Origin of the sequence: Pantoea eucalypti (assembly GCF_009646115.1) — a bacterium.
In the GTDB taxonomy this organism is placed as follows: domain Bacteria; phylum Pseudomonadota; class Gammaproteobacteria; order Enterobacterales; family Enterobacteriaceae; genus Pantoea; species Pantoea eucalypti.
The window spans coordinates 2,962,087-2,976,030 of record NZ_CP045720.1 but is presented as its reverse complement, the minus strand read 5'-3'; the positions used below and the strand labels follow the sequence as shown (position 1 = coordinate 2,976,030).

Genomic DNA, 13,944 nt, shown 5'->3' with positions numbered 1-13,944 from the left:
GCCATTGCCGCAGCAAAACTGACCAGCGGCAAAATTTTAGCGCGCCATCATACTTCACGCGTACTCCCGACGCCAATCCTAAACTTTTACCGCCATCTATTTGCTTTTAAAGCGCAAAAAAACGACGAATGCTGCGCAAAACGGCATCAGGTTTCTCTGCATGAACCCAGTGCCCGGCGCCGCCAATGACATGTGCCTGAGCCGCCGGAAACTGTTGAAGTAACACGTCGCGGTAGCGGTTATCCAGATAGCTTGAGTCGCCGCCACGAATAAACAACGCGGGATGATCCCAGGCAGGAACCGGCTGCCAGCCAGAAATCGTGGTGTAGTTATCCCACAGTACCGGCACATTGAAGCGCCACTCACCCTCCTGAAATGACTTCAGCAGAAACTGGATAACCCCTTCTTCATCAATCAGCGTGCGCATAATGCGGGCTGCCTCGCTGCGGGATGAAACGCCCGCATCAGTGACGGCACGAATACCGGCAAAAATCTCATCGTGGCGGCGGGTCTGGTAGTCCACCGGTGCGATATCGATCATCACCAGTCGCTCAATGCGATCCGGCACCAGCGCGCTCATGGTCATCGCGATTTTACCGCCCATCGAGTGACCGATAACCGCGACGCGTTCGATGCCCTGTGCATCCAGCGTGTCGACCATATCCTGCGCCATTACAGCGTAGTTCATCTCGTCGGATCGTGGCGAAAGACCGTGGTTACGGACATCAACCTGCAGCAGGGGACCGGCATCTTTCAGCCCGCGCGCCAGCACACCAAGGTTATCCAGGCTGCCAAACAGACCATGGATAAGGAGGATGGGCAGGGAATCAGGAGGGGATTGTTCAGTTTGCAGACGGGCGTTCAAAATCATAGCAAAGTTCTTAAGTTTGAGACCTGAGCTTAGGTTATCATGGTTTCACCTTTTCAGGTGCGCCGGTTCCGGTGGCATTAGGACATATTCTGACTTTTGCCCGTAAACCGTTTGATTGCTAACAACCCGCCTGAATTTAACTTTATAATCCTGATGTTAGAACCCACACACCTTTTGAATTGCCTGACTATACTCAGTGCTTTTCAGGAAACAGGTGGTTCTGTCATGAGAAAGAACCGTACGGAATAAGATGAAAACGATTGAAGTTGACGAAGAGCTCTACCGTTATATTGCCAGCCATACGCAACACATTGGTGAAAGCGCATCCGACATTCTGCGTCGTATGCTGAAATTCACGGCCGGTCAGACTGCACCTGCTTCGCCTGCTCAGCCAGCGTCAAAAGAGGCAGCGAAAGAGTCCCAGGCCTCTGTGGGTTCCCGCCCGCAGGATCGTGTTCGCGCGGTGCGTGAGCTGCTGCTTTCCGATGAATATGCGGAGCAGAAGCGGGCGGTGAATCGCTTTATGCTTATTTTGTCAACGCTCTATCGTCTTGATACCGCAGCCTTTGCTGAGGCTACTGCATCGCTGCAGGGGCGTACCCGCGTCTATTTTGCAGGCGATGAGCATACGCTGTTGCAGAATGGCACCCATACTAAGCCGAAGCATGTGCCCGGCACGCCGTACTGGGTGATCACCAACACCAATACTGGTCGTAAATGCAGCATGGTTGAACACATCATGCTCTCGATGCAGTTCCCTGCGGAACTGACCGAGAAAGTTTGCGGCACCATTTAAAAACTTAAGCGTCAGGGAGCAGCGCCAATGGCCAATCACCCACGTGCCGGGCAACCCGCCCAGCAGAGCGATTTGATTAACGTTGCACAATTAACGTCACAATATTATGTCCTGCAGCCCGATGTGGCGAACCCGGAACATGCGGTGAAATTTGGCACCTCTGGCCATCGCGGCAGTGCAGGGCGCCAGAGCTTCAACGAGATGCACATTCTGGCCATCGCTCAGGCAATTGCCGAAGAGCGCAAAAAGAACGGCATCACCGGACCTTGCTACGTCGGTAAAGATACTCATGCGCTGTCAGAACCGGCGATTCTGTCTGTTCTGGAAGTCCTGGCGGCGAACGGCGTTGATGTGATTGTTCAGCAGGATAATGGCTATACGCCAACCCCTGCGATTTCCAACGCCATTCTTGAGCACAATAAAGCGGGTGGCCCGCTGGCAGATGGTATCGTCATCACACCTTCGCACAACCCACCGGAAGATGGCGGCATTAAGTACAATCCACCTAACGGTGGACCGGCGGATACCAACGTCACTAAAGTGGTGGAAGATCGCGCTAATCAGCTGATCAAAGATGGGCTGAAAGAGGTGAAACGTCTGCCACTTGAACAGGCTATGGCGAGCGGTCACGTGGTCGAGAAAGATCTGATCCAGCCTTACGTTGAAGGTCTGGCAGAGATTATCGATTTCCCGGCAATTCAGAAAGCTGGCCTGAAGCTGGGTGTTGATCCACTGGGCGGTTCAGGTATTGCTTACTGGCAGCGTATTGCTGAGCATTACAAGCTGGATCTGACGCTGGTAAACGATGCGGTCGATCAGACCTTCCGCTTTATGCATCTGGATAAAGATGGCGTTGTGCGCATGGACTGTTCGTCCGAAAGCGCAATGGCAGGCCTGCTGGCTTACCGCGACAAGTTCGATCTGGCGTTCGGCAACGATCCCGATTATGACCGTCACGGCATCGTGACCCCGGCGGGTCTGATGAATCCAAACCACTATCTGGCGGTTGCGATCAACTATCTGTTCCAGCATCGTCCACAGTGGGGCCAGGATGTTGCCGTGGGTAAAACCCTGGTGTCCAGCGCCATGATTGACCGTGTGGTCAACGACATTGGTCGCAAGCTGGTGGAAGTGCCGGTTGGTTTCAAATGGTTTGTTGATGGTCTGTATGACGGCAGCTTCGGTTTCGGCGGTGAAGAGAGCGCGGGCGCTTCATTCCTGCGTTTCGACGGCACGCCGTGGTCAACGGACAAAGATGGCATCATCATGTGTCTGCTGGCGGCTGAAATTACAGCGGTAACCGGTAAAAATCCGCAGCAGCATTATGATGAACTGGCTGCGCGTTTTGGCGCACCAAGCTACAACCGTCTGCAGGCATCCGCCACTTCAGCGCAGAAAGCTGCACTGTCGAAGCTGTCACCAGAGATGGTGAGCGCGGATACGCTGGCGGGTGATCCTATCACCGCGCGTCTGACGGCGGCTCCAGGTAACGGTGCCTCAATCGGCGGTCTGAAAGTGATGACGGAGAATGGCTGGTTTGCTGCCCGTCCTTCAGGCACCGAAGATGCCTACAAAATCTACTGTGAAAGCTTCCTGGGCGCAGAACATCGCGAGCAGATTGAGAAAGAAGCCGTAGAGATTGTCAGCGAAGTGCTGAAAAACGCCTGATAAGTCAGGATGATAAAAAGGCGCATCGCGCGCCTCAGACTGAAGACAACCTCACATCCGGGTAAATCTGGCAGCAACGGACTTACTCAATGCGGCGGGAACGGGGTCAGAAGAGGAAAGCGTCCCGCGGCAGGACGGCGCGGGCCGAGCGTGTCATGGATGACGGCTTTTGCGTCTTTCCGATCTGACCCTGTTTCCTGAGCAGGCTCGGTTTCACAGCGAACCAGCTTAAACGTTGTTAACAGCTTAAGGCGCCTCTGGCGCCTTTTTTTATGGCATAAAACGGTAGCCGATCCCGGTTTCGGTCAGCAGATGGGCAGGTTGTGTCGGATTCGCTTCCAGCTTCTGGCGCAGATGGCCCATATAGATGCGCAAATAGTGGCTGTGCTCCACGGCATTGGGTCCCCACACCTGGCTCAGCAGCTGTCGCTGTGTCAGCACCTTTCCGGCGTTATTCAGCAGAATACTCAACAGACGAAATTCTATTGGAGTGAGGTGAATCTCATTGCCGCCGCGCTGCACCCGCCGTGCGGCGAAATCGACACTGACGTCGGCAAAGTGAACTCTGGCATCAGGTTGCTGGCCACTATGACGACGCAGCGCAACCCGGACGCGCGCCAGCAGTTCGCCAATACCAAAAGGTTTGGTCAGATAGTCATCCGCGCCTGCATCCAGTGCGGCGATTTTATCCTGCTCATCGCTGCGCGCTGACAATACAATTACCGGGATGGCGCTCCACTGGCGCAGGTCACGGATAAAATCGGTGCCATCCCCATCTGGCAGGCCAAGATCGAGGATCACTAAATCGGGCTTACGGGTTGCCGCTTCAATCAGTCCGCGCTGCAGCGTATCGGCATCAAACACCTTAAGATCTTCATTTTCCAGCGCCAGCCGGACAAAGCGACGGATCTCTTTTTCATCTTCAACGATCAAAACCGTGGTCACGCAATACCTGCCTTGGATAGGGGCCGAACTACCATTTTATCAATATTACAGGCTGCCGTCCGTGAGCTTCACCTTCCGGGCGTTTAAACCCTCATGTAACCAGACGATAACTTATCTGTAACTTAATTACAGGCTGATTCTTAAACCGTGTAAATAGCGGCAAATAAGTGGTCAGACGAGTAGTAAAATTACACAACCTGGCGTAAAGTCAGACACAGATCACATTCAAACACTTTTGCTTACCGGGAGGAGAACCATGTATCAGGCTTATCCACGTTACAAAATTATCGCGCGTCGTACGCTGGTGGTTTTTCTCGGCGTGCTGGCGCTTCCTGTCATGCTGTTTCGACAGGACCGGGCACGTTTCTACAGTTACCTGCACCGTGTCTGGTGCAAGACCAGCGCAAAGCCGGTCTGGCTGGCGCAGTCTGAAGCCGGTGGCGGCGCGTTCTGGTAAGTCGTACTGCCACAAAACAGGCCTGGTCAATTGACCGGGCTTTTTTTTGCGTTTTTTCTGAGTATAAGCAGATCTGAACCGCGTTTTCCTCCTTTATTCCTGACCATTTTGCGCTACACTTAAACCTCTACAAGATTTCTGAGGTTGTACAAGTATGAGCAAAAAAATCCCCGTTGGAATCAGTGCATGCCTGCTCGGCGACCGCGTCAGATTTGATGGTGGGCACAAGCGTCTTACTTTTGCGACCGACGATCTTACCCCGTTTGTGCGTTTTGAACCGATCTGTCCGGAAATGGCGATCGGTTTGCCAACGCCGCGCCCGGCATTACGCCTGGTAAAGCAGGGCGACGATGAGCTGCATCTCTGCTTCAGCAAAGATGGTGGAGAAGAGGTCACCACACAGATGCGTGACTGGTCTGCCGAGCGGGTAAAATCGCTGCATCATCTCTGCGGCTATATTCTGTGCGCCAAGTCCCCCAGCTGCGGCATGGAGCGTGTGCGGGTCTATGAGCCTGACAACAATAACAACCGCAAAGTGGGCACGGGTATTTTTGCTGAATTCCTGCAGCGCGAAATGCCCTGGCTGCCGCTGGAGGAAGATGGTCGTCTGCACGATCCCGCTCTGCGTGAGAACTTTATTGGTCGTATCTGCGCGCTGCACGAGTTCAATCAGATGTGGGAAAATGGCCTGACCCGTCAGGCTTTAATCGCCTTTCACAGCCGCTACAAACTGATGATGCTGGCACATTCGCAGGAGAAGTATCGCGAACTGGGACCGTTTGTCGCCTCAATGAGCCAGTGGGAGTCGCTCGACGCCTTTGCCTTCGAGTACCGCAATCGTATGATGGAACTGATGTCACGCCCCGCCTCACGTCGCAATCACACCAATGTACTGATGCATGTGCAGGGCTACTTCCGCACCCATCTGAGCTCACCGCAGCGCCAGGAGCTGGCAACCCTGATTGACCGCTATCGTCAGGGCACACAACCCTTGCTGGTGCCGATCACCATTCTTAAGCACTACATGGCCGAATACCCGCATCCGTGGCTGGCCCAGCAACGCTATTTTGATCCCTATCCCGAAGCCTTGTGCTTACGCTACGGACAATAATTCAGGAGGAGTATGACCACCCATCTGGTCTGGTTGCGTAACGATTTACGCATCAACGACAACCTGGCGCTGCACGCCGCCTGCCGCGACAGCGATGCAAAAGTGATTGCGCTCTACCTCTCCACGCCAGAACAGTGGCAGCAGCATGACATGTCCCCAAAACAGGCGGCGTTTATTCACGCCAGTCTGCTGGAAGTCCAGAGCGCCCTGGCTGAGCGGGGCATTCCACTTCACTATCAGGCCTGTCATGCCTTCAGCGACAGTATTGATGCGCTGGCGGAATTCTGCGAAAAGCAAAAGGTCGATCAGCTTTTCTACAACTATCAGTATGAGGTCAACGAGCGCCAGCGCGATGCCCGGGCTGAAAAGCGTCTTGATGATGCGGGCGTCATTTGTCAGGGTTTTGATGACAGCCTGTTGCTGCCGCCCGGCAGCGTGCAGAGCGGCGACCGCTCGATGTATAAGGTTTTTACGCCGTTTAGCAAAGCGTTTGTCCGCCGTTTGCAACAGAGTCTGCCGGAGTGCGTGCCAGCGCCGAAACCGCGTGAAGGTTCGCCGCTGAAAGTCACCCCGATTCCTGCTTTTGACTATCCGACCAAGGCTTTTGATGAAGATCTGTTCCCGGCAGGCGAAGCAGCTGCGCTGAAGCGTTTACGTCATTTCGCCACTAAACCGGTAATCGATTACCCTGCGAAGCGTGACCTGCCGGCGCTGGATGCCACCAGCCGTCTGTCGGTTTATCTGGCGACCGGCGTGCTGTCACCCCGCCAATGCCTGCATCGTGTGTTGCATGAGCATCCCGATGCACTGGACAACAGCCGCGCATTTACCTGGCTGAACGAGCTGATCTGGCGTGAGTTCTACCGCCATCTGCTGGTTGCCTACCCGGCGCTTTGTCGGCATCAGCCGTTTATCGACTGGACGCGTAACGTTGAATGGCAGCGTAACGACGCACACTTTGACGCCTGGAAAGCGGGTAGAACGGGTTACCCGATTGTCGATGCGGCGATGCGTCAGATGAAGGCGCTGGGCTGGATGCACAATCGCTTAAGAATGATCACAGCCAGTTTTCTGGTCAAAGATCTGCTGATCGACTGGCGTGAAGGCGAACGCTATTTTATGCAGCAACTGATCGATGGCGATCTGGCCGCGAACAACGGCGGCTGGCAGTGGGCAGCATCGACGGGCACTGACGCGGCTCCCTATTTTCGCATCTTTAATCCGACGACACAGGGCGAGCGCTTCGACGAGAAGGGGGATTTTATCCGCCACTATCTGCCGGAACTGGCCGACGTCCCTGACAGCGACATTCACCAGCCCCACGTCTGGGCGGAGAAGCATCACAAGAAACTCGATTATCCGGCACCGATCGTGGATCATAAGGCCGCCCGTAAAAAGACATTAGATGCCTTTGAGCGCGCCAAAAGCGCTGCCTGAGGCCTCGAAGGAGCCTGAATGAAACATTACGAATTAGAGACGCTGATCAATCAGCACCTCGACAGCCACAGCTTCAGTGACTACGCCCCCAACGGTTTACAGGTTGAGGGACGCAGCGAGGTCAAAACGATTATCACCGGCGTGACGGCCTGTCAGGCACTGCTGGACGAGGCGGTGGCACGTCAGGCCGATGCGATTATTGTCCATCATGGCTATTTCTGGAAAAGTGAACCGGCCGCGATTAAAGGTATGAAGCGTCGTCGTCTGCGCACTCTGCTGGCTAATGATATTAATCTCTATGGCTGGCACCTGCCGCTCGACGCGCATCCTGAACTGGGCAACAACGCCCAGCTGGCAAACTTGCTGGATATTGAAATAAAGGGTGAAGTGATGCCGCTGGTGTTCTGGGGTGAGCTGGCTGAGCCGATCTCCGGTGAGCAGCTGGCACGTCGAATCGGTGACCGACTGGGACGTGAACCGCTGCATTGCGGCGACAACGCGCCCGCGCTGATTCGTCGTATCGCCTGGTGCAGCGGGGGTGGCCAGGGCTTTATCGACCAGGCCGCTGCCGCAGGCGTCGATGCTTATATCACTGGAGAAGTCTCTGAACAGACCATTCACAGCGCACGTGAGCAGGGGCTGCACTTCTTTGCTGCAGGCCATCACGCTACCGAGCGCGGCGGCGTAAAAGCGCTGGGCGAGTGGCTGGCGCAGCACCACGAGCTTGATGTGACTTTCATTGATATTCCCAATCCTGCCTGATCCCCTTCCCAGGTCCTGTGCGCATGCGCAGGACCTAAATCTATTGACACTTCCCTGTCACTTTCGCATAACTATTTGCTTTATGTAGATAAGCCATCGGCTGATTCGGGCATCCGGCACGGTCAGCCGGTCGCGATCTCAACTGAGCGGGAGGTAGCTGTTGCAACGAGCACGGTGTTATTTATTGGGTGAACGCGCTGTCGTGCTGGAGCTGGAACCCCCGGTCTCACTGGAGAGTCAGCAACGTATCTGGGGACTTAACCAGCGATTGCAGTCCTCTGCGAGCGTGCTGGAGGTCATTCCCGGCATGAACAACATCACCTTGATTTTGCGTGATCCCCAGCAGAGTGCGCTGGATGCGATTGAGCGACTTCAGCGATGGTGGGAAGAGAGTGAAGCGCAATTACCTGAGTCGCGTCTGGTAGAGATCCCGGTGATCTACGGCGGTGAGGCCGGTCCCGACCTGACGGCGGTGGCTGAACATGCCGCGCTGACGCCTCATCAGGTGGTTGAGCTGCACAGCAGCAGCGAATACGTCGTGTTTTTTATTGGCTTTCAGCCGGGTTTCCCCTATCTGGGCGGACTGGATCCGCGCCTGCACATTCCGCGTCGTAGTGAGCCCAGGGTGGCCGTGCCCGCGGGATCCGTGGGTATCGGTGGCAGCCAGACCGGCGTCTACCCTCTGGCGTCGCCCGGCGGCTGGCAGTTGATCGGCCAGACACGCACCGCGCTGTTTGATCCGCTGCAGCAACCGCCCACGCTGCTCCGTCCGGGTGACAGAGTGCGCTTTGTGCCGCAACAGGAGGGCGTATGTTAAACATTCTGCGGGCCGGGCTGGCGGCCACTATTCAGGATGCGGGTCGATACGGCTGGCGTCAGTTCGGTATCAGCCCCGGCGGTGTGCTGGATTATCCCGCCATGTTCACCGCCAACGTACTGGTAGGCAATGCGCCCGACAGCGCGGTGCTGGAGATGGTGCTCGGCCAGTTCAAAGCAAAGTTTACCCGCGACGGCTGGTTTGCGCTGACGGGTGCAGGCTGTCATGCGGAGCTGGACGGCCAGCCGGTCTGGACGGGCTGGCGCACGCCAGTGAAACGCGGACAGGTCCTGTCGCTGGCGATGCCGCAGCGTGGTATGCGCAGCTATCTGGCGGTGCAGGGTGGTTTTGACATCCCCGCGGTGCTTGGCTCTGCCAGTACCGACCTGAAAGCAAAATTTGGCGGATTTCATGGGCGCGCCTTGCAGGATGGCGATCAGGTCCCGCTGGGGAAACCGACGCGTCAGTTCGACCGCAAAGTCGGGGTACGACAACTGCTGTGGGGCAACCGCATTCGCGCCTTGCCTGGTCCGGAGTATCACGAATTCAGTCCCGAAGCGCAGCAGGCGTTCTGGCGCACCGCATGGAAACTCAGCCCGCAAAGTAACCGGATGGGATACCGGCTGGAAGGACGTGAGCTTAAACGTGAGCGCCCGCGCGAGCTGCTGTCACACGGCGTGATGCCAGGTGTGATTCAGGTGCCGCCGAACGGACAGCCCATCGTATTGATGGCGGATGCCCAGACTACCGGTGGTTATCCGCGCATCGCTTCTGTTATCGAAGCCGATCTTTATCACCTGGCGCAAATCCGTCTGGGTGAGCCGATTCACTTTATTCACTGCACCCTGCCGGAAGCGATGCTGGCCCGTCAGCATCAGCAACGCGCTCTGGACCAGATGAAATGGGGACTCAATGAAAATTGATTTAAACGCCGACCTGGGTGAGGGCTGCGCCAGCGATGAAGCGCTGCTGCAACTGGTGAGCTCTGCCAACATCGCCTGTGGCTTTCACGCCGGTGATGCACAGACCATGCTGCAGTCGGTGCGCTGGGCAAAGGCATCCGGCGTCGCCATCGGGGCGCATCCCGCCTTTCCCGATCGCGAGAACTTTGGCCGCAGCGCCATGCAGTTGCCGCCGGAAACGGTCTATGCCCAGATGATCTATCAGATTGGCGCGCTGAAAAGTCTGGCAGAAAGTGAGGGCGCGCGCCTGGTGCATGTTAAGCCACACGGCATGCTCTATAACCAGGCTGCATCTGACCCGGTGCTGGCTGATGCCATTGCCCGCGCCATCAGGGCGGTGGACAGCCAGCTGATTGTGGTCGGGCTGGCGAATAGCGAATCGATCCGTGCTGCGGCGCATTACGGTTTACACACGCGGGAAGAGGTGTTTGCTGACCGTGGCTATCTCAGCAGCGGTGCGCTGGTGCCGCGCAACCAGCCGGGCGCGCTGATTGAGAATGAACAGCAGGCTATCGATCAGACACTGACAATGGTACGGCAGGGCAAAGTGAAAAGTATCACCGGAGAATGGGTGGCGGTGAACGCGCAGACTGTCTGCTTACATGGCGACGGCGAGCATGCCCTGCAGTTTGCACAGCGGTTACGTGATGCGTTTGCCGACCAGCAGATTCGTGTCACCAGCGCCTGAATAATCACACTTAGCCCGGCTTATGCCGGGTTTTTTAACTCGGGGAAAATCCATGGAAACTGCAGTGAATCTCTGGCCACTACTGGGCATTGCCGCGATCATCGTCGGCTTCGTATTACGTTTTAATCCGGTGCTGGTGGTGATTGTCGCCGGATTTGTCACCGGTCTGGCTGCGATGATGCCGCTGGCGGACATTCTGGAAAAACTCGGCGCAGGGTTTCTTAACACCCGGAACCTGCCGCTGATTCTGCTGCTGCCACTGGCGGTCATTGGCCTGCTGGAACGTCACGGGCTAAAAGAAAGGGCGCAGGCGTGGATTGCTCAGATTAAAACCGCCACCGCCGGACGGCTGCTGATCGTCTACCTGTTTGTGCGTGAAATTACTGCGGCACTGGGGTTAACCAGTCTTGGCGGACATCCGCAGATGGTGCGTCCGTTACTGGCACCGATGGCGGAGGGCGCCACAGAAAATCGCTATGGCGAGATCTCGCCTGAACTGCGCCATAAGCTGCGCGCCATGTCAGCGGCGACCGATAACGTCGGCCTGTTCTTTGGTGAAGATATCTTCGTGGCATTTGGCGCGATTATCTTTATGCACAACTTTATGCAGGCGTCGGCCGGGATTCAGACTGAGCCGCTGCACATCGCCTTATGGGGCATTCCAACTGCCGTTGCTGCGTTCCTGATCCATTCAGCGCGTCTGGTTCGTCTGGATCGTCAGCTGGCACGTGAGCTGCAGCAGCTCAACAGCCAGGCGCTGAAAGCCAAAGGAGGCCAGTAATGTTTCAGCAACAATATCTGATGTGGCTGGCGGGCATTATCCTGCTGGTGGTGGCTATCCTCTCATGGCGTGACCGCGCTAATCCGCGTCGCTTTACCACCGGGCTCTTCTGGGCCTTATATGGCCTGGTTTTTCTGGTCGGTGACTGGACGACGGCGCTGATGAGCAGCCTGATGGGCTCGGACGCGGCGGGCACCCGAATGCTGCACATCACCATCGGTGTCATTGTGGTGATCATGGCGCTGATTGCGGGTTTAGGGGGTGTCCGGCTGGGTCGTTATCATCAGCGCACTAATGAAGAGAAACAGGCAAGCGCACAGCGTCTGCGGAATAAGCTGTTTCTGCCTGCACTGGCGATTCCGGTTGTGACCGTTGTCGGTGTGCTGGCGTTCAACAATATTCCGGGGTTGCAGGATGCGGTGTTCGGTCCCGGTAATCACGCCACGCTGGTGACATTGTTTTCAATGATGGCCGGCTGTGTGATTGGCTGGCTGGTGGCGTTAAAACTGACCCATGAAAAACCGGTACAGTCGATGCAGGAGACCCGTCGCCTGCTGGATTCAATTGGCTGGGCGTTTATCCTGCCACAGATTCTCGCCACCCTGGGACTGCTGTTTACCGCCGCGGGCGTAGGCAGTGCTATTTCGCATCTGACTGAAACCTGGCTGGCGGTGGATAACCGCTTTATCGCCGTCACCGTCTATGCCGTCGGGATGGCCCTGTTAACCATGGTCATGGGTAACGCGTTTGCGGCATTTCCGATTATTACTGCAGGCGTTGGCATTCCGATTCTGGTGCTGCAGCACGGCGGAAATCCGGCGGTAATGGCGGCGATTGGTATGTTCTCCGGTTACTGCGGCACGCTGATGACGCCGATGGCGGCCAACTTCAATATTGTTCCGGCGGCGCTGCTGGAGCTGCCCGATCGTAACGCGGTCATTAAGGCTCAGATTCCAACCGGTGTGCTACTGTTAATCGTTAACATTTTCCTGCTCTATTTCCTGATGTTTCTGTGAGGCTGCATGAAAACTGTCCTGATGACCGCTTTTGAACCCTTTGGCGGTGAAACGATTAATCCCTCCTGGGAAGCGGTGCGCGCGCTGGAAGGCAAAAAGATTGGCGGAGCGACGATCGTCATCCGACAGCTGCCGGTGGTATTCAGTGAGGTACTTAATGTGCTGAATCAGGCACTGGAAGAGGTTAAACCGGACGCGGTAGTGTCAGTCGGGCAGGCGGGCGGTCGCAGCGACATTACCGTGGAACGTATCGGTATCAATGTCGATGACGCCCGCATCCCGGACAACGCCGGCCAGCGGCCTGTAGACGAACCGATTGTGGCAGGCGGCCCGGCAGCCTATTTTTCCCGTCTGCCCATCAAAGCGATTGTGGCGGCAGTGCGCGACGCGGGGATCCCCGCGTCGGTCTCACAGACCGCCGGGACCTTTACCTGCAATCGGGTGATGTATGGTCTGCTGCACTGGCTTGAGCAGCAGGGGAGTCCGGCGCGGGGTGGCTTTATTCATATTCCTTACCTGCCTGAACAGGCAGCGCAACATCCTGGTGCGCCGAGCATGGCGGTCGCGACCATTATTCAGGCGCTGGAGATTGCGGTGAAGGTGACGCTGGAGACCGGCGAAGATATTAAACAGGCTGGCGGCGCCACCCATTAAGAGGAAGAACGATGCCAGAAGGACCGGAAATTCGCCGCGTGGCGGATAAGCTTGAAGCCGCCATTGTGGGTCAGCCCTTAACGGAAGCGTGGTTTGCGTTTCCTCAGCTCAAGACCTATGAACCTTCACTGATTGGTGAGCAGGTGCAGGCGATTGAGACGCGGGGTAAAGCGCTGCTGACTCATTTCAGCAATGGTCTGACGCTCTACAGTCATAATCAGCTTTATGGTGTCTGGCGTATTGTGAAACCCGATACCGAACTCAATACCACGCGTCAGTTGCGGGTGCGGCTTGCTACAAAGGGTAAAGCGATTCTGCTTTACAGCGCGTCAGATATTGAACTGCTTAACGCTGATACGCTGGCGGCACATCCGTTTCTGACCCGCATCGGACCGGATGTGCTGAACAGCGCGCTGACGGTTGAAGAGGTGCGAGAGCGGCTGCTGTCACCCCGTTTTCGGCGGCGTCAGTTCAGTGGTCTGCTGCTGGATCAGGCTTTTCTGGCCGGGCTGGGAAACTATCTGCGTGCCGAGATTCTCTGGCTGGCGCAGTTGCTGCCAAATCATCGGGCGCAGGATCTCAGTGACGATCAGCTGACTGCTTTCAGCGAGGCGCTGCTGTCAGTGCCGCGTCATGCCTATCGGATGCGAGGGACCATGAAGAAATATCATGAGGAAGCGGCGTTTCAGTTTGAGGTGTTTCATCGGCAGGGCAAAGAATGCCGGCGCTGTGGCACGGCGATTGAGAAGGGCACGCTGTCATCACGGCCGTTTTACTGGTGTCCGGGGTGTCAGAGATAGACAGTAAAGTCAAAAGGGTAAAATGCTCTTACGGCTGACAGAGCCAGGCCCGTGTGAATCTTATAGCAATAAAATAGCTTAACGCGCAGGGAACACGGTCAGAGGAGGAAAGCGTCCCGCGCCATGGACAAAAACGCCGGGAGCGTTTTTGAACAACGCAAAGCGTTGGCCCGGAAACG

Annotated in this window: 15 protein-coding genes; 13 read left to right on the top strand and 2 right to left on the bottom strand. The window is 56.3% G+C overall.

The features are described 5' to 3' along the window. Positions 1-106 precede the first annotated feature (106 nt). Complete coding sequence (gene ybfF / locus EE896_RS13905; protein ID WP_003852814.1) at positions 107-871, bottom strand: esterase; 765 nt, start codon at positions 869-871, stop codon at positions 107-109. A 250-nt stretch (positions 872-1,121) separates the two neighbouring features. Between ybfF and seqA the strand changes: the two genes are divergently transcribed. Then, positions 1,122-1,667, top strand: a complete 546-nt coding sequence (seqA, locus tag EE896_RS22415; RefSeq protein ID WP_008925010.1) for a replication initiation negative regulator SeqA — start codon at positions 1,122-1,124, stop codon at positions 1,665-1,667. A gap of 27 nt (positions 1,668-1,694) precedes the next feature. Next, on the top strand, positions 1,695-3,335 hold the full coding sequence (gene pgm, locus EE896_RS13900) for a phosphoglucomutase (alpha-D-glucose-1,6-bisphosphate-dependent) (RefSeq protein ID WP_008925011.1): 1,641 nt from the start codon (positions 1,695-1,697) through the stop codon (positions 3,333-3,335). A gap of 270 nt (positions 3,336-3,605) precedes the next feature. Here pgm and kdpE read toward each other — a convergent pair whose 3' ends face one another. Then, a complete protein-coding gene (kdpE, locus tag EE896_RS13895) occupies positions 3,606-4,280 on the bottom strand; it encodes a two-component system response regulator KdpE (protein ID WP_003853190.1) in 675 nt (224 codons plus the stop codon). Between the two features lie 256 nt (positions 4,281-4,536). On the opposite strand from kdpE, the gene EE896_RS13890 reads away from it, so the two are divergent. From EE896_RS13890 to nei, 11 genes are all read left to right on the top strand, one after another. After that, positions 4,537-4,737, top strand: coding sequence for a YbfA family protein (locus EE896_RS13890; protein WP_003853189.1), 201 nt, complete (start codon positions 4,537-4,539; stop codon positions 4,735-4,737). Between the two features lie 154 nt (positions 4,738-4,891). Next, the gene (locus tag EE896_RS13885; protein WP_008925012.1) at positions 4,892-5,848 is read left to right on the top strand and encodes a YbgA family protein; all 957 of its coding nucleotides are present in this window, start codon (positions 4,892-4,894) and stop codon (positions 5,846-5,848) included. A 12-nt stretch (positions 5,849-5,860) separates the two neighbouring features. Further along, entirely contained in the window at positions 5,861-7,285 is a 1,425-nt protein-coding gene (phrB, locus tag EE896_RS13880) for a deoxyribodipyrimidine photo-lyase (protein WP_008925013.1), read from the top strand. An 18-nt stretch (positions 7,286-7,303) separates the two neighbouring features. Continuing rightward, positions 7,304-8,047: a type 2 GTP cyclohydrolase I gene (locus EE896_RS13875; protein WP_140915976.1), complete on the top strand. Its 744-nt coding sequence runs from the start codon at positions 7,304-7,306 to the stop codon at positions 8,045-8,047. A gap of 160 nt (positions 8,048-8,207) precedes the next feature. Beyond that, positions 8,208-8,864, top strand: a complete 657-nt coding sequence (pxpB, locus tag EE896_RS13870; protein ID WP_105099408.1) for a 5-oxoprolinase subunit PxpB — start codon at positions 8,208-8,210, stop codon at positions 8,862-8,864. After that, a complete protein-coding gene (gene pxpC, locus EE896_RS13865) occupies positions 8,858-9,787 on the top strand; it encodes a 5-oxoprolinase subunit PxpC (RefSeq protein ID WP_140915975.1) in 930 nt (309 codons plus the stop codon). Before pxpB ends, pxpC begins: the two co-directional genes overlap by 7 nt. Continuing rightward, complete coding sequence (pxpA, locus tag EE896_RS13860; RefSeq protein ID WP_008925017.1) at positions 9,777-10,514, top strand: 5-oxoprolinase subunit PxpA; 738 nt, start codon at positions 9,777-9,779, stop codon at positions 10,512-10,514. Before pxpC ends, pxpA begins: the two co-directional genes overlap by 11 nt. A gap of 52 nt (positions 10,515-10,566) precedes the next feature. After that, positions 10,567-11,295, top strand: a complete 729-nt coding sequence (locus EE896_RS13855) for a DUF969 domain-containing protein (RefSeq protein WP_008925018.1) — start codon at positions 10,567-10,569, stop codon at positions 11,293-11,295. Then, positions 11,295-12,311: a DUF979 domain-containing protein gene (locus tag EE896_RS13850; protein WP_033762882.1), complete on the top strand. Its 1,017-nt coding sequence runs from the start codon at positions 11,295-11,297 to the stop codon at positions 12,309-12,311. The genes EE896_RS13855 and EE896_RS13850 overlap by 1 nt, the downstream gene beginning before the upstream one ends. 6 nt (positions 12,312-12,317) lie before the next feature. Then, positions 12,318-12,965, top strand: coding sequence for a pyroglutamyl-peptidase I (pcp, locus tag EE896_RS13845; protein WP_140915974.1), 648 nt, complete (start codon positions 12,318-12,320; stop codon positions 12,963-12,965). A gap of 11 nt (positions 12,966-12,976) precedes the next feature. Next, positions 12,977-13,765, top strand: coding sequence for an endonuclease VIII (gene nei, locus EE896_RS13840; protein WP_105099405.1), 789 nt, complete (start codon positions 12,977-12,979; stop codon positions 13,763-13,765). Positions 13,766-13,944 lie beyond the last annotated feature (179 nt).